We start from the raw sequence: 23,968 nt of genomic DNA, 5'->3' as shown, positions 1-23,968 counted from the left end.
GACCTTCTACAAACCTCCCGTGGCAACTATACTTTTTGCCGCAGGTATTATTATAGCCCATACGCTGCATCTTGTTATCCCCATTCCAAGGATCATCCTTGGTGCGGGAGCTCTTATTGCTATCTCCCTTTTACCCCGTAGTCCCCATATCATTCTTCTCTTTTTTCTCTTGGGAGCAGGGGTTTATGCCACCCGTGAAGCTGCATATCTTCGTGGAATCAAGGATATTGACGTAGACACTTCGCAGGAAACAACACTCCGTTTTCACTCTCCCCCTCTCTATCGGGGAGAATACCGGTATGGCCAAATTGTACGAACATCCTTCGGAAATATCCACCTCCCCAGCATACAAAAACCTCTTACACCAGGAGAAGAACGGACCGTATCTCTGACCCTCACCCCACCACAATCTACGTCTTCCTACCCATGGGGGTTTAATGAAAAGAAGTTCTTCCGAAGTAGGAATATCGTGGCACGGGGAGAAATAGAGAGATCGATTGACCAAAACAAAAATCATCTCTCCACACTGTATCAATATATACGCCACCGTATCGAAGCTCTTTCTGTAGCGCATCGAGATTATTATGCAGCGGTTCTTTTACGCCAACGCTATCGGCTCCCCGAAAAAGTCGAAGAACTTTTTACAACCTACGGAATAATGCATATTACGGCCATCTCGGGGCTTCACATCGGAATGCTCCTTATCACCATCGCAACCATCCTCAGTCCTCTCCCTTTACCTCGAAGCATTGTTCGAACATTGGCCCTTATCATACTGGGAACCTTTGTACCGTTGGTCGGTGTTTCTGCGGCCACCCTGCGCGCTCTTACCATGGCAGCCGTCTATCTCGGTGCGCCCTTGGTAGGACGCGTTGCACACCCGCTATCAACCCTTTCTATAGCAGCACTCATACTTCTCTGGATAGACCCTATCCAACTATTCCAAGCAGGATTCCACCTTTCTTTTGGCGCAACAGCAGCAATTATTATTGCAGCACAAAGGATACTACGGGTGCTGCCTTCACACCTCCGATCTTTGGGAGGTTTTCTCTGTATCCCTCCAGTGATAACCCTCGTAACATGGCCCATCACAGCATACCATTTTCAGAGCATTAGCCCAGCAGGAATATGGGCAAACATACTTCTGCTTCCACAACTCACCCTTACCCTACAACTTTTTATCCTTTCCCTTATTATCACACCCCTCTGGACAAACATGGGAATCCTCTTGCAATCAATTGCGACTCACAGCGATGCCAATACGCTCAACCTCATGAAATACCTGTCCGATACGCTCTCTCTTTCTCAATTACCACTCTCTATAGGTCTTACCACCGCATTGATATGGACGGCTCTCTATGGTGCCATAGGTACATCGGGCACACTACGAAAACTCTGTATCTGCTTGGCCCTTCTCCTTGCAACAATTCACATCTACGCTCCAGGGTCTGAGGCGAATTCATATCACTTCACTAAGGAAAGGGGAAGCACCTATATATCCCCCGGCAAGAACCTCATTATCCTTACCGGTACATCCGCACGACAAATTCATCGAGACCGCTTCTGGGAATGGGTACAACAGGGTGCTACGCACGATATTACTCTTGTTGTGGAGCAAGAACCGACAAAGCTTGAAAATATACAGCAGACCTTAGAGCAAAAGTTTCCAGGAAAATATCGGTTATACTCTCTTTCGAAGAACGAAAAACCAACAGATACACCTCTACGACTCTTTTCTCCTCAGTGGAACATACGAACCGCTACAGGGCGAATTCGTTTCACCAAGAACGACACGGGCGGGGTTCACCATATCATACAAAAGGATCTCCTCAAAACAAGTGAACCACGGGGTGTGTCACAAAAGATCTTGCAATAGGAGTGAGCACATTATATTATTTGCAGTGAATAACGGAGGTGCTTATGGAAATTTCGACAACCACGGTAAATAATTGGATCGTTGCATCCTTGCACGGTGCTTTTACAATTAAAAAAGTAAATACATTCCAAAAAATAATAGATCAAGCCCTTGAAATGGATCATCCCCTTCTTGCCATAGATGTTTCAAATGTTCCCTTTCTTGATTCAAGTGCCTTGGGTAAAATTATCACTGCCCATAAAAGTATTTCCCAAAAAGGTGGGTATGTCTGCGTTTTTGGGGCGAATGAACCCATATCAAAGATATTCGAGACTGTTCGGCTTCCTCAACGAATCACGATATATAAAGATTTTGAAGAATTCAAAAATCGAACCTAACACTGTATGTATCTGCAGGCACTTCCCCCTCACTGTACAAGACTTGCCTTAGGACGGAACCCATGACGAAGAAACAAGCCTTAGTAATCCTCGCTGATAACTTTGAAGAGATCGAAGCAATTACTCCCATGGACGTTTTAGACCGGGCTGGTATTGGTGTTACCCGGGCAGGGCTCTCCTCGAAAAAAGTAACCGGCGCTCACGGTGTTCAGATCGTCTGTGATACGGTCGTAAAAAAAATACGCCATACTACCTACGATGCGATAGTGCTTCCAGGGGGCCCCGGCACAAAGCACCTGATAGAAAACAGGGAGCTATTGGACATGGTCGCCCAGCATGCAGGACGACAAAAGCTCTGCTGTGCAATCTGTGCTGCCCCGCAGGTCCTTGATGCAGCAGGGGTTATCGGTTCTGCACGATACACCTGCTACCCCGGCATTGAAGAACGTATTTCATCGGGAACTCATACGACTGACCCCGTAGTTCATGATGGCATTCTAATTACGTCACGCGGGCCGGCCACGGCCCTTGCCTTTTCCCTTTCCATTGTGGAGACACTCTGTGATGTAGAAACAAGTAGCTCCTTAGCAAAGGCACTGCTCTATACCCCATAAATCCTGGAGATTTTCCTTGTTTTTTAGAAAAAAAACGTTTCGCGGCGGAATACATCCACCCGACTGTAAAGATACGGCTACTGAGAAAACCACCACTTTTCCTGCTCCCGCTCGTGTATTCATACCAATGGTAATGCACATTGGGGCTCCTGCTCGCGTCTTAGTTAAAAAAGGCGATACCGTACGCAAAGGAGCCTGTATCGGTGAAGCAGGGGGAAAGATTTCTGCGCCGGTTCATAGTTCCATATCGGGTACTGTTGTCAAGGTAGCTACCTATCCTCATCCTGCGGGAAATACCATTACTACCGTAGAAATAGAGAACGACTTTTCCGACACCGAAGTTACCTTACCGCCAATTCATAATTGGCACGAAACTGCTTCAGATGTATTAATACAACGGATTTCGGAAGCGGGTATTATCGGGAAAGGCGGGGCAAGTTTTCCCACGGCGGTGAAACTCACCCCTCCACCGGGCGTGAATATAGATACCTTGCTCATTAACGCAGCGGAGTGTGAACCCTATCTTACTGCAGACTATCGACTCATGCTTGAGAATACCGAAGAGTTTCTCCACGGTGTAGCCATAGCAAAGCGCATTCTTGATACAGAACAAACGATTATCGGCATTGAGAAAAATAAACCCGAAGCCATATCTGCCCTTTCACGGGCCATAAAGCGCTCATCTCGGTACTCTTTTATAGAGCTTGTCCCTCTTGAAACAAAATATCCCCAAGGAGGAGAAAAGCAACTTATCTCAGCACTCACAGGAAGAGAAGTTCCCCACGGAAAACTCCCCTTGGCTGTTCAAACGGTGGTTTTAAATACAGGAACAGCAAAGGCAATCCATGATGCGGTTCTTCTTGGTAAACCCCTTGTTGAACGTATTGTTACCGTAACAGGGCCAACTGTGCAGAAACCGGGAAATTATCGAATCCCCGTTGGAACTCCAGTACAAGACATCGTATCGCAGTGTGAGGCGGATCTTTCGGCAACATCAAAGGTGATACTCGGTGGCCCCATGATGGGACTTGCCCTTGCTGATCTTCGGGCTCCCATTTTAAAATCAACCTCGGGAGTTCTCTGTCTGCCAGAGAAAACTCCCGCCCAACAAAGTGCTCCGTGCATCAACTGTGGAAACTGTGTCAAAGCATGCCCCATGAGGCTCGTCCCCTCTCATTTTGCAAAATTTGTTGAGAACGAACGGTTTGATGCCCTTGAAGAAGCCCACATTACTGACTGTATTGATTGCGGATGTTGTACCTTTACCTGTCCGTCAAAAATTAATATTGTCCATGCAATTAAACTTGGTAAACAGACCTTAAAGGAAAATAATAGAACGCTATGAATCAGAAGCACCATATTTCTTCCTCCCCCCATATTCGCGATGTTCGATCTGTATCGACAATTATGGGTGATGTCCTTATTGCTTTGATACCCGCAATCGTAGCAAGCGCGTATTTTTTCGGCGCACGAGCTCTTTTTCTACTCTTTTTCAGTGTGCTTTGTGGTGGTATCACGGAGCATTTTATCTGTACAAAACTTCTTCGTAGAACCAGTACAGTTTCTGATAAAAGCGCTGTTATAACCTCCGTTCTCTTAGCCCTCTCTCTTCCGGTAAGTACCCCTCTTTGGATAATCGCCTTGGGAAACATTTTTGCCATTGCCGTGGTAAAATGGGTATTTGGGGGACTTGGTGGCAATATCATGAATCCAGCCCTTGCAGGCCGGGCTTTTCTTGTAGCAAGCTACCCAGCTCTTACCACAGGAAGTGCCTATCTATCAGCAGGAATGGGAGGTCGTATTCCAGCCCCCCCCTCAACCATTGATGCCTTTACCGGAGCAACTCCCCTTGAAGCCTCTTCATCTCTTTCAGCTTCTCACGCCTTTGACGCTCTTCCCTCTCTTTTTTGGGGATCAGTAAATGGCTCTCTTGGTGAAGTTTCAGCCCTTGCCCTCTGCATAGGGGGAATTTATCTTATTTTTCGTAAAATCATTACTGTACGAATACCCTTTGTCTTTGTAGGAACCGTTTTTTTTCTCACCTATGGGATCACTCCACTGCAAAGTAATTATGAATTTTTCTCACCAGAAGTATTATATTTTTCACTATACCATGTGCTGGCGGGAAGTCTCCTCATTGGAGCATTTTTCATGGCGACGGATATGGTAACCTCGCCCATTACAGCAAAGGGACAAACGGTGTTTGCCTTCGGCTGTGGCCTCCTAACCTTTCTTATCCGTCAATTTGGTGGATACCCTGAAGGGGTAACCTATGCGATACTTCTCATGAATGGCCTCACACCTCTTATTGACCGATATATGAAGCCGCGTGTCTATGGCTATGGAGGAAACCATGAATAAGATTCTGCACCTCAGCTTAACCCTCATGGTCATTTCAGCCATATCTGCTCTTTCCATCGCCTTTGTAAACCGTTCTACCGCGCCACAAATGTATGAATTACGCCAAGAACAGGAACAGGAAGCCCTTCGCCAAGTTGCTCCTGAATACGACTCAATTATCCATGATACCGTACAGTATAAGGACTCACTCCATGAATACTGGACCGTTTTACATGGTGATACCCTTGCAGCGTATATCTTTTCAGAAACAACTCAGGGCTACGCAGGTGCGATTGAATATCTTGTGGGAATTAGCCCATCGGGTGACATTACCGGTATGTCAATACTTTCCCATGAAGAAACCCCCGGCCTTGGCGCGCGAATTTCCGAAATTCCCTCTTCGCGTACTATGATGGATATCCTATTGGGGAGAGATTCAGCAGAGCGTGCTCCAACGCCATGGTTTACTGATCAATTTACCGGTCTCTCCGTCACCTCTCAGATTACGGCGGATCGTTCTTCCTCTGAATGGCCATCTCTTTCTCAAACAGAACAGGAACATCTACGTGACACCAATACAATTACGGTCATTACCGGTGCTACTATTTCAACTGAAGCTGTTCTCTCTTCTCTATTCACTACACCAGTAGAATTGCATTCTAAACTTCTTGAGAAAGGTTCTTCCCATGGGAAATAAGATCATCTCCGAGTTAAAACGGGGGATCCTTGAGGAAAATCCAATTTTCACCCTCGCCCTTGGGCTTTGTCCTGCCCTAGGGGTATCAACCTCCCTTGAAAACGGCTTGGGCATGGGGCTTGCGACAACCTTTGTCCTTCTTGCGGCAAATACAATCGTTTCTCTCATAAAAAATGTAATACCAACGGAAATACGTATTCCCTGCTATATCATAATTATAGCCACCTTTGTAACCATTGTTCAGCTCGTTATGGGAGCCTATTTTCCGGCGTTAAATGAACGTCTTGGTATTTTTATCCCCCTTATTGTTGTAAATTGCCTTATTCTTGGCAGGGCAGAAGCCTTTGCATCAAAACACGGAATATTTTCTTCTATTATTGATGCTCTGGTAATGGGTGCTGGATTTACAATCGGTCTCGTATGTATCAGTTCAATTCGTGAACTCCTTGGCGCAAATACACTTTGGGGGATTGAGATTATCCCCTCCTTTGAACCGATGACACTGTTTATTCTTGCACCAGGAGGTTTTTTCACAATCGGGTTTATTATTGCCGGTATACGGGCATACAAATTGAGAAATAAGGAGTTGCATTAATGGATATGGTAGATCTATTTATCCGGGTTCTGCAAATATCTGTGGGAGCAATCTTCATAGAAAATTTTGTATTAACAAAGTTTCTTGGTCTCTGCCCTTTTATGGGGGTTTCAAAAAAACTTTCCACCGCTTCAGGCATGGGTATGGCTGTTATTTTTGTTATGACTATCGCCACCCTGTTTACCTGGCCTATTTACTCCTTTGTATTGGAGACATCGGATACGGTATTTCTTCAAACTGTTGTGTTCATTCTCGTTATTGCCTCCATTGTGCAGCTGGTTGAAATGATTCTTAAGAAGCACTCCCCTATTCTGTATGAATCACTTGGGGTCTTCCTTCCTCTTATCACAACAAATTGTGCCATCCTCGGGGTTACCATTATTAATCTCGGTCCGAATAATTTCACAGCTTCCACAGAATCTTTTACCTTTTTCGAAGCCTTGGTAAATGCCTTTATGTCCGGGGGAGGATTTACCCTTGCCCTAGTGTTAATGGCTGGAATTCGTGAAAAAATAGAGCTCGACCCAATTCCCAAACCATTTGAAGGGCTACCCATTGCATTCATCACCGCGGGATTACTCTCCATTGCCTTCCTCGGTTTTTCCGGAATGAGTTTTTAACAAAAGGATATGTCAGTGATTACGCCACTTATAATACTCAGTACTTTGGGCCTCTTTTTCGGGCTTACCCTCAGTATCAGTGCCAAAAAATTACACGTTCGAGAAGACCCTGCTGTAGAAAAAGTTGATGCCGTATTACCACAAACAAATTGCGGGGCATGTGGCTATGCCGGCTGTGCACAATTCGCGAAGGCGGTTGTTTCAGGAGAGGCACCGGTCACCGGATGTATCGCCGGAGGAAACGACGTAGCTCAGGCAGTAGCAGAAATTGTGGGCGTAACAGCACAGGAAATGGAAGAGTATAAGGCAGTTGTGCAATGTAAAGGAGGGAAAGATAGATCCGTAGAACGCGCAGTCTATGATGGACTCCCTGATTGCAACGCTGCAGAACTTGTAGCCCATGGTTCTAAGGAGTGTCTGTACGGCTGTTTTGGCCTTGGCTCATGCGTAAAAGCGTGTGAATTTGAAGCTATTACCATCACTGATACAGGCATTGCCTATATTGATCCTGATAAATGTACTGGTTGCGAAGCATGTGTGTCTACCTGTCCTCGTTCTATTATTATGATGATGCCGAAAAGTCGAAATATCTTTATCGCCTGTAATAACAAAGACCGTGGAGGCCGTGTTAAAAAATACTGCTCTGTTGGGTGTACCGCTTGCACACTCTGCGTAAAAGCAGTTGAAATTCCCGGATCTGCTGTCATGAAAGACAATTTACCACGCCTAGATTATACCACGGAAGAAAACTTCCTTACCTCTGCCTATAAATGCCCCTCAAACTGTTTTTCTGATCATATACAGAGTCGTCCCAAGGCAAATATTAGTACAGCCTGTATCGGATGTGGTGAGTGTGTTCGTATCTGTCCAGTAAAAGGAGCCATTACCGGTACAGATCAAGAAAGACATATTGTACATAAAACAAAATGTATAGGGTGCGGAAGATGTATTAAGGTATGTCCCGTTGACGCAATTTCCATGTGGGGCAGTGTTGGTATTCGTCAAAACAGATCGATTCGGGGAAGATAAGCATGGTATCATCCTGTGTGACGCGTCTCTAGAAACACACCACCAGCATCTCTCTTTACTTTTTTCTACGAAAAGTTGATACTTTTTTTAATTTGCTTTTTTTTAAGCAAAAAATATCCTTTGCAGATAGCTTATGGGTGTCCTCTGTGATAGACCTCTCAAAAGGCTGTTTACCTCCTTTGAGCCTTTTGGGTCCCCTTTCTGTAGAAAGGGGACCTTTTTTATATATACGCACATGCTTTATGAAGATTTTCTACAACGCCTGAAGGCAGATATCGACCAGTGCTCGGGGCTAATTTTGTTTCACCCGTAAGAACCAGAAGAGAGTTCATCTTCGCAGAATGTGCCATGGCAATATCGGTATAGAGACGATCACCAACAAGGGTAATCTTTCCCGGAACGGTATTGCAGTACCGAAATACGAGGTCAATCATGGCTTGATGGGGCTTACCTAAATATGTTGGTTCTACCCCGGTCGCTTCAGTAATTAAATTGGTCATCGCTCCACAGTCAGGGAGAAAACACCCCAACCGATGCGGACAAAGGCGATCTTCGTGTGTGGCAAAGAAGGGAATGCCGCGATCAACGATCCCACATGCCCATCGAATTTTATCGTAGGTAATCTCCGTGTCATATCCCATGAGAAGCACATCTGCGTGAGAGGGTTCGGTATATATAGACAAACCTGCCGAAGAAAGTTGCTGACGCAAGGCCTGTGTACCAACCACGGCAATACGCGACTGCGCATAATGCCGAGTAAGAAAAAGGGCTGCTGCAGTTCCTGAGGTAAGTACCGTATTGGGGGGCACGGGAAATCCTAAAGAAATCAGCTTCTTTTCATACACCGAGGGAGAGGTTGAAGAATTATTCGTGAGGTAAAAAAATGAACGTCCTGATTTATGTAAGCGGTGTACAAACTCACACGCCCCGGGTAACACCTCACCAGAAAGATAGAGCGTTCCATCAAGATCAAGAAGAAACGTCTCGGAGGATGTAAGAAACTCCACCCTTACTCCATTTCCCTACGCAAGGCAGGAAAATATTGTACGAGATAGAGGAAAAATGTCACCAAGGTTACCGTAATAAGATACATTTCTACAGCAATAATAAAACCGCGGGGAACGAAAAAAGAACCATATTCATGGGGAAACCCAAGATACGAATAGATAAGAATAATTCCGGGAAATGCCGTTGCAGTACGCAACTTACCCCACATTGATGCTCGAGGCGAAATACCTTGACGATCTCCAATCATTCTGAAAAAAGAAACAAGTTGATCGCGAAATGAAAACACCACAGTCGTTAAAACGAGTAAAAGAGCATGGAAGGTATCACAATTTAAGGCGGCCAAAAAAACAAGTACGGGGAAGATACCTGTAAAAAACAACTTATCTAACAGGGGATCTGCATGGGCTCCAAAATTACTTTCCACAGAAAAACGTCGTGCCAAATACCCATCAAGATAATCTGTTATGCCGCAGAGAGCGATTAAAACCAAGGTGGAAATAAAGATAGCAGGATACTCAACGGGGTTCCAAAAAAGATTGAGTATCACCACAGCAGATATACATGGTAACCGCAAAAGTGTTATAAAATTGACAAAGAGTTTCACAAAGAATCCTTCCGTTGTTCCACACCCATATTTTTTAAATACGCACGATTTGCCGCAATCACTCGGGATCGCTCCCTATCTGGCGCAGAATACGTAAATTCATGGGCGGTAGTAAAATAGAGATTTGCTAAGGTCAGAAAAATACCGTAGGTATCACGGAGCTCATCCATAGAGACATCACTATGCTGAGATTTGGCATCTTCGAAAAGATCGAGTAAATGTTTGCCCGCATTATTAAATTGCCATGCAGCAATATCAACACGATGCAAATGCACCATAGCTTCTGCCGCCTTCAGGCGAAATGCTGCCGCTAAAGCATGTTCACCCTGCTCATGATAGTCAATTGCCGTGAACCGAACATGCCGATACCACTCCCATACAGCCTCATCACTGAGATGTTGAAGAGAATCATCGTATTGATATGAATAGAGAGACGGCACAGATGATATATCATGCAAAAAAAGAGAAAGCACCTCCTCTTCAGGAGGATCCACCGAGGCCCCACACCCCCACGCCATAAAAAGCAACAAGATGCTAAGAATACGCTTCATAGCACAACGTACCCAGCAGAATCAACTGATTTCTTACGAAAACAAGGCATTTTTGATAAGCTTCTGCGCCTTCCCCGAGCGCCGGAGCTTGCGCAATGCCGCATCTTTAATTTGACGCACCCGCTCACGAGTAATCTGCAATTGCTGACCAATCTCTTCCAAGGTGTAATTCGTATCTTCATTGATACCAAAATACATGCATACCACGTTTTGCTCACGCTCCGTAAGGCTTTCAAGAACTTTTTTCACTTCCCGTGTAATTGAAGTATCCATGGCACGCTGATCAGTATCTTCAACATCTTCATTCCCAATAATATCAAAGAGGCTTCCGCCATTCTCATCTTTAATGGGAGAATCAAGAGAGGCGTGACGATTGCTGATTTTAAGTGTCGAGGTCACTTCTTTTTCGGGAATATCAAGTTCGTCAGCAATCTCCTTGTCGTTGGGCAAACGACGATATTTTTGCTCTAAACGCACTCGGGCTTTTCCCACTTTATGAATTGTAGCAACCCGATTCAAGGGAACCTTCACAATTCGTGAATGATCCGCAAGACCTTGCAATATGGCTTGACGAATCCACCATACAGCGTAGGAAATAAATTTAAAATTTTTCTTTTCATCAAAGCGATAGGCAGCACGAATCAACCCAAGGTTACCTTCATTTATGAGATCTGCCAAGGGCATCCCCTGATTCTGATAGTTACGAGCAACACTGACAACAAAACGGAGATTTGCTCGAACCAACGTTTCTACCGCTTTTTTATCACCCTTCCGAATACGACGAGCACACTCCTGCTCTTCCTTCTGAGTGAGAGACTCATGTTTGGCAATGTCCTTGAGATATAAACCGAGGCTTCCCTCCTCTACAAAGAACATGCTTTTATCATTCTTTTTTGCCATACCCTACCATTTTATTTTGAGATTTGTTTACGGTTCTTAATTACGTACAGCACTCCCTTTTAGTAAGGAAAACTGCACAACCTTACTGTATAAAATATACAGCTGTGCAATATATATTACTGCACAGCATAGAAACAAGGCGGAAGAGCGGAGGTTTCCTTATTTAATATTTCCAAAACGGACAAAGGTAAAATCTTCAATAGGTTCTGCCGCACCAACATGAATAACGAAGAGGGTCGCCGTATCATCCTGTACAGACACAGCTACTGCTACTATTTTTTGTTGATCCTCTCGGCCTGAACGGAGATCCCGCAAGGAAAAAAGATCGCCCATGGAGACTCCTCCCTCAGCTCCCTGATCAACAAGAATAAATTCGTAAGGATGCACCAGAGGGCTTGTACGCAAACGAGTAACAAGGCCAGCTTTTACAGAATCAACAGATTCAAAGTCGCCGGTAAGACGTACTGATGCGTCTGGAGAAAAAGGTGCAAGCTTGCTGTTTCGCGAAACCACTTCCCAATTTGCCTCTACCTGCACATAGGAGGTATCCTCGGGGGTATCACCAACCTGTACAACCTGTCCAAAACCAACAGGCTGAACCACCCGGCCACGCCCCAACCCTGCATGGCGGAAAGTATCCTCAGTGTCAACAAGATAATAATACTGCCCTTCTGTAACATCTTCATGGTTGTTGAAGCGTACAGGAATAGTTCTGTGCCGTGCTGTACCCATGTCTCGTCGCAACAACACTTCACCCGCCTTTGATTCTTCCCCCTGCGCAATGGTAGGGATTCGATGAGAAAAGAACGGGTGTTGCATGAAGTCAAAGGCCGCTGGTGCTTCACTTCGCAGCCAGAAAGAAGAAGTAGGGTGATCCGTTCCCTGTGACATATTTTCTGCGGAGGTTGCACGTAACCCTGCTACAGCTTCTGCAAAGGAGTCTCCTCGATAGTTTCCTTCGTCGTCACGAATAACCGTACCGTTTTGTACATGCCCTACACCGGGAATGTATACAATATCGTTGGGGTAAATAAGATGAGGATTTTGGATGTAGGGATTATGCTCCCAGATCTTCTCCCAACGAAATCCGTCCCCATAATACTGCTTGGACAGATTCCAAAGATTATCAAAGGGCTCAATCCGATACTCGTAAGCAGTGAGCGCACACACTGTAAAAAGACATAGTAATAAGCTATTACGCATAGGATACTCCTGTGTTTGTAAATAAATTATATAATACCCCTTTTGTTTTACAACTGTTATTTTATAACCCATAAAAAAGAGTGACCATGGAGGTTTAGTGCGAAAAATCACCTACACGGAAATACCTGGGGGAATTACTGCCCCCGCTGGATTTACAGCAAGTGGCAGCAAAGCCGGCATAAAACAATCAAACAAAACAGACATGGGGCTTCTCTGCAGTAGTCACCCCGCTGTTGCAGTAGGCTCATTTACGCAAAATCGTATTTGCGCTCCCTGTGTGCAAATCAACCGGAGTAAAGTCCCGGCAGAGAATATCCGGGCTGTATTTTGTAATAGCGGAAACGCCAATGCATGCACAGGATCACGTGGCTTTGACGATGTAGCCACCATCACCGAAACCTTTGCCCAAAAACTGTCCATAGCTCCAGAAGAAATCCTTACTGCCTCCACCGGCGTTATTGGTGAATATTTACCCGTTGAACGTATTTGCGATGCAGCGCCCCATGCTGTAGCAGCTCTCATGCCAGAGGGGTCAACTGACTTTGCACAGGCAATTCTCACCACGGACACTGTGGAAAAAGAGTATGCCATAGAGGTTGAATTTTCTACCGGCACTGCCCGAATAGGCGGAGTATGCAAGGGGGCTGGAATGATTCAACCAAATATGGCGACCATGCTCGGTTTCATCACAAGCGATGTCGAGATTGCTCCAGACGACTTAAACTATTTGCATAAACGAGCTGTGGAGATGACATTTAACAATCTTACGGTTGATGGTGACACCTCCACAAATGACATGGTATTAACCCTTGCCAATGGTCAATCAAAGATTCGCATCTCTTGCGAAAAAGATCTTGAAATTATGCAAAGTGCTCTTTTTACCGTTTACAATGCTCTATGCGCAAAAATAGCAGCAGATGGAGAGGGGGCAACTAAGCGTGTAGAAATTCATGTTTACGGAGGAAACACCTTTGATGACTGCCGCATGGCAGCACGGGCTGTGGCAAATTCTAACCTTGTAAAAACAGCCCTCTTTGGCAACGACCCAAACTGGGGAAGAATTCTCTGTGCTATTGGGTATAGCGGTGCCGAATGCCGTGAAAAGGATATTACCGTAACCTTGGCTGACACCGTGGTTTTTTCCCAGGGAAGACCAACCGATTTCTCCCCGGAACAGCTTTCTCAGCATCTCAAAACGAAAGCGGTAACCATTGAAATAGATCTCGGCTCTGCCCACAAAACTCATGCGGTGGCACATACCTGCGATTTCAGTTACGACTATGTAAAAATCAATGCTGAATATCACACATAGAAGTTTTTAAGACCTCCTATTGAATATACAGAGAAAGTGAATGTATTTTACCACATTATTTGACAAACTCAACAGTTTTATGAAAGGTACACTATGAAAAAAAGCAACATTTGGGGTTTACTATTTACGTTGCTGTTCTGTGTAATGGCCGTTGCATTTCTTATTCCCTCATTCAGGGTGTATCGTGAATCTCCCGAGGTGCAGCAAGAAATGCTTCGCGAAAACCCTCGGCTGGGTGGGCAAATCCTGAATCTCGGCCTTGACATACAGGGTGGTATTCGCATGGTCCTCGGTATAGACACCTCTCATGCAACCGAGGAAGAAAAAGAACGAATCCGCCAAGACGAAAATCTCATGAATCGGGTCTACACCGTTGTAGAAAACCGTGTGAATGCCTTGGGTCTGACAGAGCCAATTATTCAGATAGAAGGAAATGAACGCCTTATTGTCGAACTTCCCGGACTCAGTGATGAAGAAATAGCCCGCGACATGCTCTCTCGAGCAGCCCAGCTTAATTTTCACCTAGTACGATCCAACGAAAATCAACGCATTCAACAAATACTGGACAATGTTGACCGAGCCCTGGCGGTGGCAGATCATCGCGGTGCTGAAGAAGACCTTCCTGCAGATGAGTTAGACGAACTTGATGAGCTGGACCTATTGGACGATGAACCTGTAGCGGAAGAGGATCTTGAAGATCTTGCCGACGATGAGTATACCGCAACCTTTTCCGATCTTATCTACCATATCGATGAGATGAGCGCACAGGCCCCTGCTTCTGCCAAACCACGCATTGACTCTATCTTAGCTCTCCCTGGGGTACAAAGAGCATTGCAAGGTGGCGTTTTTCGATGGAGCAACATTCCCGAAATTCGCCAACAAGGTGGACGAACCGATACACTTCGTGCAGAAAATGGAAGCCCGATTTATCGTCTCTACTACCTTACGGCAGAACCCAGTATGGGCGGCAAGGATCTTGAACGAGCAGAAGCAATGCCTGCACATCAGGGAATCGGTTACCAAGTATCACTTCAATTCAACCCTCGTGGTGCTCGTGAGTTTGGTCGGGTTACGGGGAGAAATACGGGACGGCAACTTGCTATCGTCTTAGACAACACTGTCTACTCTGCCCCAAACATTAATGAGCGTATCCCCTCTGGGAGAGCTTCAATTACGGGAAATTTCTCGCGGGAAGAAGCCCAGCAACTGGCTATTGTGCTTGAATCGGGCGACCTTGATGCCCCGCTTGTGGTAGAACAAGCAACAACGGTGGGACCATCTCTCGGGCGAGATGCAGTTCGAAGAGCTCTCAATGCAGCTCTTTTTGGCCTTGCCATGGTATTGCTCTTTATGGTCTTCTATTATAAACTTTCCGGGCTTCTTGCAGTATGCGCCCTTCTTCTGAATTTAATCTTAGTAATTGCAATCATGGCAAGTTTTGGTGCAACCCTTACTCTCCCCGGTATAGCAGGTCTCATATTGATCATCGGTATGTCCGTAGATGCAAATGTAATTGTCTTTGAACGGATTAAGGAAGAATTGGTAGCTGGCAAGACCGTATCTAAGGCGATTGATATGGGCTACGACCGAGCCTTTGTTGCCATTATGGATGCCAATATTACAACCCTTTTTACCGCCTTTATTCTCTATCAAGTTGGGTCGGGACCAATTCGCGGATTCGCTGTTACGCTTATCAGCGGGATCTTTGTATCTCTATTCACAGCCCTTGTCTTTACAAAAATGGTATACCATTTTGTAATTGACTACCTTGGAAAAAAGAACGCCCTTAAAAAACTCAGCATTTAAGTGAAGGTATAGTTTATGTATACGACAAATTTTAATATTAATTTTATTGGAAAACGCAAAAGTGCACTTATTTTTTCTGCACTTCTGATTCTTCTTACGTGCACCTCCCTTATTCTCCGTGGAGGCCCAAACTTTGGTATCGATTTTACCGGTGGTGTAAGCCTCACGATACCCTTTGATACTGATGATATCGCAGAGCACCGGGAACGAGTAGAAGAGCGTATTGCAACAATGCAGTTCGCAGACTATGAACTCAAAACCCTTTCAGATGCTGATGCGGCATATCTTCAGATTATTGTAAGTCAGGGAGAACATGATGCAGCGGAAGTCCGTGAATCTATACTTTCAGAATTACAGGATATCTATCCGAACCTACTCCATAATCGTGAAATTTCCGCCGAGGTTGTTGGCCCCCGTGTTGGACGGGAACTTACGGCAAATGCCTTCAAGGCAATTGCCTTTTCCCTATTGGTAATCATCTTATATGTGGCTTTCCGGTTTAAGCTCGCATACGGTATCGGCGCCATAGCTGCCCTTGTCCATGACATCATTATTACCATAGGTATTTTCTCAATATTTAATTGGGAGATATCTCTTCCCGTTATCGCGGCAATACTGACTATTGTGGGATACTCGCTCAATGATACTATTGTTCTTTTTGATCGTATCCGGGAGAATCTTAATGAGCATAAAGACAAATCTCTTAGCTTGTCTGACACGCTCAATATTAGTGTAAATCAAACCTTGTCACGAACAGTTATCACCTCTATTACCACTCTGTTTGTGGTAACCTCAATATTTGTTACATTTCTCCCAACAGAAAATGTACTAAAATATTTTTCTGCCGCCTTGCTGGTGGGGGTAATTGCAGGGACATACTCCTCAATTTTTATTGCCACACCAGTGCTTATTCAGTTAAATAAGAAATGGCCCATTGATAAATAATACACTCCTCCGGGGCTCTTTTATGAGCCCCGGACTTTAAAAGGCATGCTTCCCAATGGATATCTTTACCATCCTGAGAATACCCGCAATACTCATTGCCTTGACAGTGCATGAATATGCCCATGGATTTGTTGCCTATAAAAATGGTGACCCCACAGCTGCTCATGCAGGACGACTCACTCTTAATCCACTTCCGCACTTATCATTTCTGGGAACACTTATGCTGTTCTTTGGCCCGATAGGGTGGGCAAAGCCTGTACCGGTGCAGCCACAACTGCTTACATCGCCCCGTAAAGATATGGTTAAAGTGGCATTAGCCGGACCTTTGTCGAATATAACAACTGCTGTTTTTGTTGGATTCGGGCTTCGGGCTATTTCCATGGGAGGAGGGGCGGCAGCAGCTTCGCAGGGAATGAGTCACCTTATTATATTTCTTTTGCTCTTATACATTATAAGTCTTGGTCTTGCCTTGTTCAATCTGCTTCCCATAGCGCCCCTTGACGGCTACACTGTTCTCACAGGAGTTCTTCCGCAACAAAAAGCCCTTACGTACGCACGCTACTCCCGTGAGCTGCCCAAGATATTTCTTGTCCTGCTTTTACTGGAGTGGTTTGGGTATCCCTTTTTCTCTCAGCTAATTATTCGACCTCTATTTCTTCCTTGGTTTAACCTGTGGAACACCGTACTGCTTCCTCTTGAGTTTCAACGATTCATACAACAGTTACTGTTTTAGGTAAAATTATATATATTTATTAGACGTATTTGTAATTTTTCATATATAGAAAGGTGGGATCTTATATGAAACAATTCCTTCTGTATTCTACTGTTATCCTTTTTTTTGCAGGGTGTACAAATCAGAATCAATCTCCAAAAGGGATAGTACATTCCTATTACGATGCCATGCGTGACGGCAATATCACTGCTGCGGCTCGTCTTATTCACAAGGACGACCGAGAGGCGTTTTTAGAGCAATTCGAAGACCAGTTTGCGGGAGAAGTCGTATCTCATTTTGCTGAAGCAGACGTTGATATTCTTACTAAAGAAATTGATTCAACTGAAGCACGGTTAGTTGTACGAACAACCTGGGAAGACGGCCAAGCCACTGACAACACGCTCTACCTAAAAAAAGATGGTGGACAGTGGTATGCCGATGTCTTTAGGGTACCGGACTATTTACAATAGTTCCTATGATGTGATGGAGGAGGTACAATTTGCTGATATCGCATATTGTCCTCCCCTGCTTTTAAACTCTTTGCCTCACGCCCACCCCATGCTTCCGCTGTAGTATACTTTTCTTCACCTGAGAGTTCCACTTCTGAGGAGCACGCACGATATCTTTGAAGATTCTTTTTCTGCTCTATGCGAAACAGGCGATACAGCTTCGCAAATTTCATATCACTCTCTTTTTGATACGTGAGGAAGTCGCGGTGATGTCGCGTAAGTTCATTTTGAAGAATTTGTTTCAACATACGCACTTCTTGACGTAGTTGCGCTATCTCTTGACCTCCCCTATTTGATGATGCATCTGTACCCATTTGTTCTCCTTTTTTGTCATACCCATTGCTCTAAAGATAGCACAGAACCATATACTTTTCATACGCATCTACCATAACAAAAAGTACGTGTAAACATATCAAAAAAATGAGCAACTATTGATATAAAACAGAATTAACATTACAAAGGGGAAAGTTCACATTATAGAATTGTCGCAGCACGTTCTGCTAAAATAGAGCGTACTACCGCCTTGAGAGTAATATGAGCAGCAATAGATTCATCCCTAAATTTCTTTACAATTTGCACAAAACCACTGGTCGCTGTGGTAAGATAGGGGGCATCAATCTGATAGGGATCACCCGCTAAAATTATTTTAGTCCCTTTTCCAGCTCTTGTGAGAATTGTTTTTAACTCGTGGAGGGAAAGATTTTGTGCTTCATCAACAATGAGAAACTGATTATGAATTGATCGTCCACGTATAAAACTGAGTGGCTCCGTTACGATAAAATCCATATTAAGCAGGTCTTCAAAATTACGCAAATTCGCCCGTCCCACTTTTTTATTTTTCAAAAGATACTCCACATTGTCCGCAATGGGATGCATCCACGGGCCAAGTTTATCTTCCACTGAACCGGGAAGAAAACCGAGATCATTTCCCAAAGGCATGGTTGGCCGCGAAACCAAAACCTTATTATACACCATATCATCCAAACTTTTATATAATCCCACTGCCAAGGCAAGCAAGGTCTTTCCAGTGCCTGCTTGTCCCACTAAGGATACTAAGGAGATCTGATCGTTTAAAAGCGCATCAAGGGCAAAGGTTTGCTCGCTATTTCGCGGCGATATCCACCCGGGGATAGTGGATGCAGCAGGAAGTAATGGAACCAAGGAATGGCTTTTTGCATCATACCGTCCATACGCATACGCACCATCCGGACTGTACGCTTTATAGTACTGATTGGGAAAAAGAGCTGCAGAAAAGGGAACCACATCTCCATCCGCAAGGGCAGAAACCATCGTGGAAGAAAGCTGCACCTCTCCACATCCGGGATATACATCTTCTGCCCGGAAGGGTCGTGGGCGAAAATATTCCACAGACAGGGAAAAAGAGCCCACAATTATATGAACCAAACTATTGGCCGTTACGATCACGGTATTACAATCCGTCTCCTCACCCAGCTCAAAGGCAGCAGCAACAAGACATGAGCTCACATTATCGGTGGTATGAAAGGTGGTCACTTCTTTCATAATCTGCTTAGACTCACGCCATATAAGAATAGACGTATCCCCCTGGATAGCCGTGCCAACACATCCTTCAAGCTCCTTTTGTTTCAACAAGGAGAAAAACTCACGACAATTCCGTCCTTCCACCCCTTTCGAAGTTTGCTTTCTTCGCAGTGACTCTAACACACCAAAAGGAATAACGAGGGTTGCCCCATTTCCGACATAATTCAAGGCCATAGAATCGGCACAAAACACGGAGTCATCACAGATACGAAATGTTTTCATGCCTTTGCCTTCGCCTGTGCAGAAAGAGCCCCCCAAGGACAAAGGAGGACACATTTTTGACATCCAATACAGGATGAATTAATGCAGGGCTGCTTCTCCATGGAAATTGCAGCGACAGGACATACGGCCACACAGGTACCACAAGAATCACACCGCTGGGAATCAAGAGTAATCATTCTATCTCCTTTACAAATATTTTTCCAAGGCATCTAACAAACGGGTATCACCGCGAGAAAGACCACGTCGAGGTACTCCTTCTGTAATTGTCCGGGCTAATTCATACAATGCAGATTCAGCGGGATAGGAACTTTTTTCATATAGATCCATGGCATGCTCTGCCGTATTAAGGGCATTTGTATAAAAAGATACGGAAACATATCGATGAGCAAGATCGCCATATACATCAGCCGCAAGAAAGTATTCCCCCAGAGCTTCATAGTACCGCGCCTTTGTCCACAAAAGAAACCGGCTGTCTGTGTACTCCACAAGAAGAGAATCTAAAAGCTCTCGCCCTTCTTCAAGCCGTCCATCACGAACAGACACATCGGCAAGCACCATGGCTGCTGCCGTAGACATAAAACGGGCATGCTCCATACAGCGTTGGAGCGCAACAAGCCCCTCTTCAATTTCATCAGGCATCCAGAACAACATAAAACGGAGACGATTACGAAGCTCACCGCGAGCAAAACTATAAAACCCAATAAAGTAATCTGCATCAAAATTTTGAGGATTCATTTCCTTTGTTTTTTTGATAAGATCTAAGGCTCCCCTGCCTTGACGAACTCCGCGCACATATTGCCCATCCAAAAGAAGTATCGAAAAGTATGACGCCTGAAGAAACCCCTCCAACATCACCACATCGGACGTGCGCCGTTGCGCCGCAGCAACTCGCTTCAAACCAGCAGTATAAATTTCCTCAAAACGTGACAAATCAACCACTTCATTTCTATCAAGAGATTCAAGCCCAATTACGGCAACACCCATATAGTAATACAGTATACTTTCAGGAGACTCTATGAGAAGTGAGTCACTTCTGCTTCGCGCACGCTCAAATTCACAGTTTACTAAAAGATCGTTAATTATAGCGGCGTTACGTACTTCTTCTTCAGAAATGGTATAGGCTTGAGTGATACCCAGTACCAGCAGAAGAACGATACTACTCTGAATCGGAACGAAGCGAAGGATACAAGACATGATGCACCATCCTAAAATAAAGAAGTGTAAAAATGAATGTGGTAATTCCAACAATAAAAAACAGGGGGTATACCATGGAAATTGCCACCATGGCAATTGCCCCACCAACCTTATAAACCAGTTCCATGAGTAATGTTGTGGGATATACTAAAAATAAAAGATACAACGGAAGTGCGCTCACGGCAATCCACATACCAAAGAAATCTTTCTGAAGATAAAATAACCAAATTGCCCCTAGAAGCAACACACAAGCAAGCAGATGTGCATTCCGGGCACCTAACACAACGGCCGTGGTATGCTTGCCTTCGTCCCGATCTCCTGAGATATCAGGAAGGGTTGAACTAATAGATCCTGCAGCCATATATAAAATGTAGGGGGGCGTATGCAGCAATAGATCGAGGGTATTGTCTAATGAAAGAGAAGCAGAATACCCTCCCGCAAGAAAGGCTACACCGCCATATGCAACTGCATTTGTCATAAAATCAACCACGGGGCGTCCCGTAGCATAACACGGACGAAAACAGTACACATAGCCCAAGAGAAGAGACAAGAAAGAACAAAAAAGATTCCCCAATTACCCCAATACACAGGCAGCAAAAGAGAAACAGATGCAAGAAAAAAGCAAAAAAACGCGCCCCCTTATGGGAAATCCCTGTTAGGAGAAGAAGAGGTACTCCCCCATTTTTCTCATCAACATGCCGATCCTGCACCTGATTTATCACATATACAGCAAGGACAGACGCAATGAATGGGAGAAGCTGTACAACGGCATCCCCCGTCCAGCTATTCCCTGCTCCCTGATCATTTTGGGCAATACGGTATCCAAAAAGAGCAAAGCCAAGTGCGGGAAGCGCCACAACAGGACGGGTCAGGAAAAAGTAGTCAGCCACACTGCGAAGTATCATCGCTCTCTCCCAAAAGCAGGATAACAGAGGGAAAAGCGATGCTTGTAGTAAACCCTACTACACAGAACAACCCCTGCAACTAAGAGAGCATAAAAGGGAATATACAAGGTAATACATATGGAGAGAAATGCCACAGGCCAGCGAAAGGCAGAAAAAACCCTCTGACGGGAATAGCGTATGAGAAGCGATATAAAGACAAGTACACTAACCCCAGCAGTAGCAATCATTACCACGGCATTATGGGGGAGAAGAAAGGATGTGCCAAAGGAACACAAAACCAAGGAAAACCCAACCCAGACAGTACTCCGCTCTCCATACTTTACTGCAAGGGTTGTTTTCCCTGCACGAGCGTCCCCGTCCATGTCAACAATTGTAGAAACAGCATACACCGCAGCATTTGCAAACCCTGCGGGAATCGCATACACAAAGCCCATAAGCACAGAGTCAAACTCACCGTACTGCATTCCATACCAACCAATATAGTATGTTAAAATCCCATGTCCTAAAAAATTTGCAACAAGCCCACCCACAGGGCGATCTTTCAAAGAAAAGGGCGGCATATTATAGGCATACCCAAGGAGCAAACAGAAGAAAATACATCCCATGGCAAAGCTCCCTACAAAGAGGGCAGAAACAAGCAGAGATATCCCCGTGGAAACAAGCAACACAACCCATGCCGTAAAGAGTGAAATATGCCCGTGGGGAAGAAGGAATAGTTTATTATTTTCTCGATCTCCCTCAATATCTCGTATCTGATTCAGAACGAAAATCGCAGCAGCAACAGCAGAAAAAGAAAAGAACAGATACCAAAACTCAGGGGTAATTTCCCGTATGCCCGAAAAAAGAGGAAGGGGTGCCCCCGTTATGGCAGCAAGAAACAGAACAGCCCAAACCGGTATTAAAAGTACCGGACGAAGGAGAAAAAAAATATCCGCAAAACGTGTACAAAAAAGTTTCATAATCTCCCGAATTTGGAGTAATCACCTCTAAAAATACGCTTTTAGAATACCAAATATCAATCATTATAACATTTTATTTGACATTCAATTCAAACATGGTTTATTTTTCCACGGAATTGATGTTACATAAGGAGTATACAGGATATGCCGCAGCATAAATCATGTAAGAAGAGAATGAAAGTGAGCGCAAAAGCACGTGTCAGAAATCGGGCAGTACGCTCTGAAGTAAAGACAGCCGCAAAGCGCGTCAAACGTGCCGAGTCTGTTGAAGATGCAAAACGTGCCTTGGTGACCGCATATTCCGTGCTGGATAAAGCGGTAAAGCGCAATGTAATTCATCGCAACAAGGCTAACACGCAAAAATCAAAATTGTCTAAAGCTGTTGCTCGCATTGAAGCATAAGCTGACAAGAATTGACATGTAAAAAGGTCTCTTTTAAAAGAGACCTTTTTTTATACCTACGTGATACTTCTCATTGCTTTGCACCATCAGCTGACAAGAGTCAGCAAACCGTACCCATCGTACTACGAGGGAAGAAATAAAAACAAAATTGCTTGGTGATCATATAAATAAATGGTAGCGGGAGGAGGAATCGAACCTCCGACCTTCGGGTTATGAGCCCGACGAGCTACCTGGCTGCTCCATCCCGCGATGTGTGTACAATATATACCATAGAAAAGAGTTTTGTCAATCCTTTTTGCAAAAAAGTAGATTACATACCTCCGATCCTCCCTTCGAAATAGTATATTATCCAAATAATATTCACTTTTCAACAGGATGGTTTTATGAAATGTTCTTTTCTCTTTATCGGTATCCTTCTTCTTTTTGCGTGTGGCGAGCAAACTCCACCGGAGATTGAAATTGACGAAACTCCCTCCACGGAAGCAGCTGAAGAGTCGGAGGCACAACACTCCTTTGACCCTGGATACAACCTGCTTACTTCCGGGGCTACGTGGTATGCCACCTCAGACACTCTCGGATCTATTGTTGATACAGGAGACGCTCTACTCTCGGAGGACGGTGCCACGGTACATTTTACCATGACGGAGAAAACAGGAGAAGAATGGCCTTACGTTGAACTCATCGCGACAACAGAAGCAGACTTTATTGAACGAGAAACAGTTCAGATTGCCTATCAGTGTGACGCACCGCTTATCTTGAAACTTGCCCAAAGCGATTTCTCCTACGAAGGAGATGCCACCTATGCGCACTACGAATATGTTCTTCCTCCAAGCGGAGAAATAACTACGGCAACCGTAGCCATTGCTGACTTTGAACAACCAGACTGGGCACCGGAAGAGTCTCTCGAAACCCCCTTACTTCTGGAAAATGTAAGCGCCCTGTACCTTGTGCCACAGCTAAACCCTGAAGTGGGAGGAGAAAGCTCTCTTTCTGTGGAATATCTGCGTATCAAATAGACAACTACCCAC

Annotated in this window: 28 protein-coding genes and 1 tRNA gene; 16 read left to right on the top strand and 13 right to left on the bottom strand. The window is 44.8% G+C overall.

The genetic code is table 11. From position 1 onward, the window contains the following. Positions 1–19: 19 nt before the first annotated feature. From CALK_RS03930 to CALK_RS03890, 9 genes are all read left to right on the top strand, one after another. Positions 20–1,876: a ComEC/Rec2 family competence protein gene (locus CALK_RS03930; protein WP_162146699.1), complete on the top strand. Its 1,857-nt coding sequence runs from the start codon at positions 20–22 to the stop codon at positions 1,874–1,876. 44 nt (positions 1,877–1,920) lie between these two features. Beyond that, the gene (locus CALK_RS03925; protein ID WP_022636361.1) at positions 1,921–2,253 is read left to right on the top strand and encodes an STAS domain-containing protein; all 333 of its coding nucleotides are present in this window, start codon (positions 1,921–1,923) and stop codon (positions 2,251–2,253) included. Positions 2,254–2,315: 62 nt separating this feature from the next. Continuing rightward, positions 2,316–2,867 (top strand): DJ-1 family glyoxalase III, encoded by a 552-nt coding sequence (locus CALK_RS03920; RefSeq protein WP_022636360.1) that lies wholly within the window; start codon positions 2,316–2,318, stop codon positions 2,865–2,867. Between the two features lie 16 nt (positions 2,868–2,883). Continuing rightward, a complete protein-coding gene (gene rsxC / locus CALK_RS03915; RefSeq protein ID WP_022636359.1) occupies positions 2,884–4,212 on the top strand; it encodes an electron transport complex subunit RsxC in 1,329 nt (442 codons plus the stop codon). Continuing rightward, on the top strand, positions 4,209–5,228 hold the full coding sequence (locus CALK_RS03910; RefSeq protein WP_022636358.1) for an RnfABCDGE type electron transport complex subunit D: 1,020 nt from the start codon (positions 4,209–4,211) through the stop codon (positions 5,226–5,228). Before rsxC ends, CALK_RS03910 begins: the two co-directional genes overlap by 4 nt. Further along, on the top strand, positions 5,221–5,904 hold the full coding sequence (locus CALK_RS03905) for an RnfABCDGE type electron transport complex subunit G (protein WP_022636357.1): 684 nt from the start codon (positions 5,221–5,223) through the stop codon (positions 5,902–5,904). Before CALK_RS03910 ends, CALK_RS03905 begins: the two co-directional genes overlap by 8 nt. Continuing rightward, positions 5,894–6,499 carry an electron transport complex subunit RsxE gene (gene rsxE, locus CALK_RS03900; RefSeq protein WP_022636356.1) on the top strand — a complete coding sequence of 202 codons (606 nt, stop codon included), beginning with the start codon at positions 5,894–5,896 and terminating at the stop codon, positions 6,497–6,499. The genes CALK_RS03905 and rsxE overlap by 11 nt, the downstream gene beginning before the upstream one ends. Beyond that, a complete protein-coding gene (locus CALK_RS03895) occupies positions 6,499–7,119 on the top strand; it encodes an electron transport complex protein RnfA (protein WP_022636355.1) in 621 nt (206 codons plus the stop codon). The genes rsxE and CALK_RS03895 overlap by 1 nt, the downstream gene beginning before the upstream one ends. A gap of 15 nt (positions 7,120–7,134) precedes the next feature. Beyond that, a complete protein-coding gene (locus tag CALK_RS03890) occupies positions 7,135–8,148 on the top strand; it encodes an RnfABCDGE type electron transport complex subunit B (protein WP_022636354.1) in 1,014 nt (337 codons plus the stop codon). A gap of 221 nt (positions 8,149–8,369) precedes the next feature. Here CALK_RS03890 and CALK_RS03885 read toward each other — a convergent pair whose 3' ends face one another. From CALK_RS03885 to CALK_RS03865, 5 genes are all read right to left on the bottom strand, one after another. Further along, on the bottom strand, positions 8,370–9,155 hold the full coding sequence (locus CALK_RS03885; protein ID WP_022636353.1) for an HAD-IIA family hydrolase: 786 nt from the start codon (positions 9,153–9,155) through the stop codon (positions 8,370–8,372). A 2-nt stretch (positions 9,156–9,157) separates the two neighbouring features. Then, the gene (locus CALK_RS03880; protein ID WP_022636352.1) at positions 9,158–9,760 is read right to left on the bottom strand and encodes a CDP-alcohol phosphatidyltransferase family protein; all 603 of its coding nucleotides are present in this window, start codon (positions 9,758–9,760) and stop codon (positions 9,158–9,160) included. Next, positions 9,757–10,311 carry a hypothetical protein gene (locus CALK_RS03875; RefSeq protein ID WP_022636351.1) on the bottom strand — a complete coding sequence of 185 codons (555 nt, stop codon included), beginning with the start codon at positions 10,309–10,311 and terminating at the stop codon, positions 9,757–9,759. Before CALK_RS03875 ends, CALK_RS03880 begins: the two co-directional genes overlap by 4 nt. A gap of 33 nt (positions 10,312–10,344) precedes the next feature. Next, positions 10,345–11,211 carry a sigma-70 family RNA polymerase sigma factor gene (locus tag CALK_RS03870; protein WP_022636350.1) on the bottom strand — a complete coding sequence of 289 codons (867 nt, stop codon included), beginning with the start codon at positions 11,209–11,211 and terminating at the stop codon, positions 10,345–10,347. 159 nt (positions 11,212–11,370) lie between these two features. Further along, positions 11,371–12,414: a LysM peptidoglycan-binding domain-containing protein gene (locus CALK_RS03865; protein WP_022636349.1), complete on the bottom strand. Its 1,044-nt coding sequence runs from the start codon at positions 12,412–12,414 to the stop codon at positions 11,371–11,373. A gap of 97 nt (positions 12,415–12,511) precedes the next feature. Between CALK_RS03865 and argJ the strand changes: the two genes are divergently transcribed. The 5 genes from argJ (at position 12,512) to CALK_RS03840 (ending at position 17,659) form a co-directional block, all read left to right on the top strand. Continuing rightward, entirely contained in the window at positions 12,512–13,726 is a 1,215-nt protein-coding gene (gene argJ, locus CALK_RS03860; RefSeq protein WP_022636348.1) for a bifunctional glutamate N-acetyltransferase/amino-acid acetyltransferase ArgJ, read from the top strand. A gap of 144 nt (positions 13,727–13,870) precedes the next feature. Beyond that, positions 13,871–15,532 (top strand): protein translocase subunit SecD, encoded by a 1,662-nt coding sequence (secD, locus tag CALK_RS03855; protein ID WP_162146698.1) that lies wholly within the window; start codon positions 13,871–13,873, stop codon positions 15,530–15,532. Between the two features lie 15 nt (positions 15,533–15,547). Then, complete coding sequence (gene secF, locus CALK_RS03850; protein ID WP_022636346.1) at positions 15,548–16,477, top strand: protein translocase subunit SecF; 930 nt, start codon at positions 15,548–15,550, stop codon at positions 16,475–16,477. 55 nt (positions 16,478–16,532) lie between these two features. Further along, the gene (locus tag CALK_RS03845; RefSeq protein WP_022636345.1) at positions 16,533–17,210 is read left to right on the top strand and encodes a site-2 protease family protein; all 678 of its coding nucleotides are present in this window, start codon (positions 16,533–16,535) and stop codon (positions 17,208–17,210) included. 65 nt (positions 17,211–17,275) lie between these two features. After that, a complete protein-coding gene (locus CALK_RS03840) occupies positions 17,276–17,659 on the top strand; it encodes a nuclear transport factor 2 family protein (RefSeq protein WP_022636344.1) in 384 nt (127 codons plus the stop codon). Here CALK_RS03840 and CALK_RS03835 read toward each other — a convergent pair. The 7 genes from CALK_RS03835 to CALK_RS03805 all read right to left on the bottom strand — a co-directional run bounded on the left by CALK_RS03835 (position 17,647) and on the right by CALK_RS03805 (position 22,538). After that, positions 17,647–18,012, bottom strand: coding sequence for a hypothetical protein (locus CALK_RS03835; protein ID WP_022636343.1), 366 nt, complete (start codon positions 18,010–18,012; stop codon positions 17,647–17,649). The two genes, CALK_RS03840 and CALK_RS03835, sit on opposite strands and share 13 nt — an antisense overlap. Positions 18,013–18,172: 160 nt before the next feature. Continuing rightward, the gene (locus tag CALK_RS03830; RefSeq protein ID WP_022636342.1) at positions 18,173–19,480 is read right to left on the bottom strand and encodes a PhoH family protein; all 1,308 of its coding nucleotides are present in this window, start codon (positions 19,478–19,480) and stop codon (positions 18,173–18,175) included. Next, positions 19,477–19,656 (bottom strand): 4Fe-4S binding protein, encoded by a 180-nt coding sequence (locus tag CALK_RS03825; RefSeq protein ID WP_022636341.1) that lies wholly within the window; start codon positions 19,654–19,656, stop codon positions 19,477–19,479. The genes CALK_RS03830 and CALK_RS03825 overlap by 4 nt, the downstream gene beginning before the upstream one ends. Before the next feature lie 10 nt (positions 19,657–19,666). Next, a complete protein-coding gene (locus tag CALK_RS03820) occupies positions 19,667–20,674 on the bottom strand; it encodes a tetratricopeptide repeat protein (RefSeq protein WP_022636340.1) in 1,008 nt (335 codons plus the stop codon). Beyond that, complete coding sequence (locus tag CALK_RS03815) at positions 20,637–21,203, bottom strand: UbiA prenyltransferase family protein (RefSeq protein ID WP_162146697.1); 567 nt, start codon at positions 21,201–21,203, stop codon at positions 20,637–20,639. The genes CALK_RS03820 and CALK_RS03815 overlap by 38 nt, the downstream gene beginning before the upstream one ends. Continuing rightward, the gene (locus CALK_RS03810; RefSeq protein ID WP_022636338.1) at positions 21,157–21,579 is read right to left on the bottom strand and encodes a hypothetical protein; all 423 of its coding nucleotides are present in this window, start codon (positions 21,577–21,579) and stop codon (positions 21,157–21,159) included. The genes CALK_RS03815 and CALK_RS03810 overlap by 47 nt, the downstream gene beginning before the upstream one ends. Further along, positions 21,576–22,538 (bottom strand): UbiA family prenyltransferase, encoded by a 963-nt coding sequence (locus CALK_RS03805; RefSeq protein ID WP_022636337.1) that lies wholly within the window; start codon positions 22,536–22,538, stop codon positions 21,576–21,578. Before CALK_RS03805 ends, CALK_RS03810 begins: the two co-directional genes overlap by 4 nt. A 144-nt stretch (positions 22,539–22,682) precedes the next feature. Here CALK_RS03805 and rpsT point away from each other — a divergent pair, with 144 nt between their 5' ends. Continuing rightward, entirely contained in the window at positions 22,683–22,940 is a 258-nt protein-coding gene (rpsT, locus tag CALK_RS03800; RefSeq protein WP_022636336.1) for a 30S ribosomal protein S20, read from the top strand. A gap of 172 nt (positions 22,941–23,112) precedes the next feature. Here the strand turns inward: rpsT and CALK_RS03795 are convergent. Continuing rightward, positions 23,113–23,189, bottom strand: a tRNA-Met gene (locus CALK_RS03795). Positions 23,190–23,323: 134 nt separating this feature from the next. On the opposite strand from CALK_RS03795, the gene CALK_RS03790 reads away from it, so the two are divergent. Beyond that, positions 23,324–23,956 carry a hypothetical protein gene (locus CALK_RS03790; RefSeq protein WP_022636335.1) on the top strand — a complete coding sequence of 211 codons (633 nt, stop codon included), beginning with the start codon at positions 23,324–23,326 and terminating at the stop codon, positions 23,954–23,956. Positions 23,957–23,968: the final 12 nt, after the last annotated feature.

Origin of the sequence: Chitinivibrio alkaliphilus ACht1, from assembly GCF_000474745.1 — a bacterium.
Classification (GTDB): domain Bacteria; phylum Fibrobacterota; class Chitinivibrionia; order Chitinivibrionales; family Chitinivibrionaceae; genus Chitinivibrio; species Chitinivibrio alkaliphilus.
Note: the sequence above shows the minus strand (reverse complement) of the source record. Positions and strands in the feature narration are given on the sequence as shown.

Excerpts from the sequence above, each read along its gene's own strand:
- CALK_RS03925 (WP_022636361.1), top strand. The coding sequence starts at position 1,921 with ATGGAAATTTCGACAACCACGGTAAATAATTGGATCGTTGCATCCTTG.
- CALK_RS03920 (WP_022636360.1), top strand. The coding sequence starts at position 2,316 with ATGACGAAGAAACAAGCCTTAGTAATCCTCGCTGATAACTTTGAAGAG.
- CALK_RS03910 (WP_022636358.1), top strand. The coding sequence starts at position 4,209 with ATGAATCAGAAGCACCATATTTCTTCCTCCCCCCATATTCGCGATGTT.
- CALK_RS03905 (WP_022636357.1), top strand. The coding sequence starts at position 5,221 with ATGAATAAGATTCTGCACCTCAGCTTAACCCTCATGGTCATTTCAGCC.
- rsxE (WP_022636356.1), top strand. The coding sequence starts at position 5,894 with ATGGGAAATAAGATCATCTCCGAGTTAAAACGGGGGATCCTTGAGGAA.
- CALK_RS03895 (WP_022636355.1), top strand. The coding sequence starts at position 6,499 with ATGGATATGGTAGATCTATTTATCCGGGTTCTGCAAATATCTGTGGGA.
- CALK_RS03875 (WP_022636351.1), bottom strand. The coding sequence starts at position 10,311 with ATGAAGCGTATTCTTAGCATCTTGTTGCTTTTTATGGCGTGGGGGTGT.
- CALK_RS03870 (WP_022636350.1), bottom strand. The coding sequence starts at position 11,211 with ATGGCAAAAAAGAATGATAAAAGCATGTTCTTTGTAGAGGAGGGAAGC.
- CALK_RS03865 (WP_022636349.1), bottom strand. The coding sequence starts at position 12,414 with ATGCGTAATAGCTTATTACTATGTCTTTTTACAGTGTGTGCGCTCACT.
- secD (WP_162146698.1), top strand. The coding sequence starts at position 13,871 with ATGGCCGTTGCATTTCTTATTCCCTCATTCAGGGTGTATCGTGAATCT.
- secF (WP_022636346.1), top strand. The coding sequence starts at position 15,548 with ATGTATACGACAAATTTTAATATTAATTTTATTGGAAAACGCAAAAGT.
- CALK_RS03845 (WP_022636345.1), top strand. The coding sequence starts at position 16,533 with ATGGATATCTTTACCATCCTGAGAATACCCGCAATACTCATTGCCTTG.
- CALK_RS03840 (WP_022636344.1), top strand. The coding sequence starts at position 17,276 with ATGAAACAATTCCTTCTGTATTCTACTGTTATCCTTTTTTTTGCAGGG.
- CALK_RS03835 (WP_022636343.1), bottom strand. The coding sequence starts at position 18,012 with ATGGGTACAGATGCATCATCAAATAGGGGAGGTCAAGAGATAGCGCAA.
- CALK_RS03830 (WP_022636342.1), bottom strand. The coding sequence starts at position 19,480 with ATGAAAACATTTCGTATCTGTGATGACTCCGTGTTTTGTGCCGATTCT.
- CALK_RS03825 (WP_022636341.1), bottom strand. The coding sequence starts at position 19,656 with ATGATTACTCTTGATTCCCAGCGGTGTGATTCTTGTGGTACCTGTGTG.
- CALK_RS03820 (WP_022636340.1), bottom strand. The coding sequence starts at position 20,674 with ATGTCTTGTATCCTTCGCTTCGTTCCGATTCAGAGTAGTATCGTTCTT.
- CALK_RS03810 (WP_022636338.1), bottom strand. The coding sequence starts at position 21,579 with ATGATACTTCGCAGTGTGGCTGACTACTTTTTCCTGACCCGTCCTGTT.
- CALK_RS03805 (WP_022636337.1), bottom strand. The coding sequence starts at position 22,538 with ATGAAACTTTTTTGTACACGTTTTGCGGATATTTTTTTTCTCCTTCGT.
- rpsT (WP_022636336.1), top strand. The coding sequence starts at position 22,683 with ATGCCGCAGCATAAATCATGTAAGAAGAGAATGAAAGTGAGCGCAAAA.
- CALK_RS03790 (WP_022636335.1), top strand. The coding sequence starts at position 23,324 with ATGAAATGTTCTTTTCTCTTTATCGGTATCCTTCTTCTTTTTGCGTGT.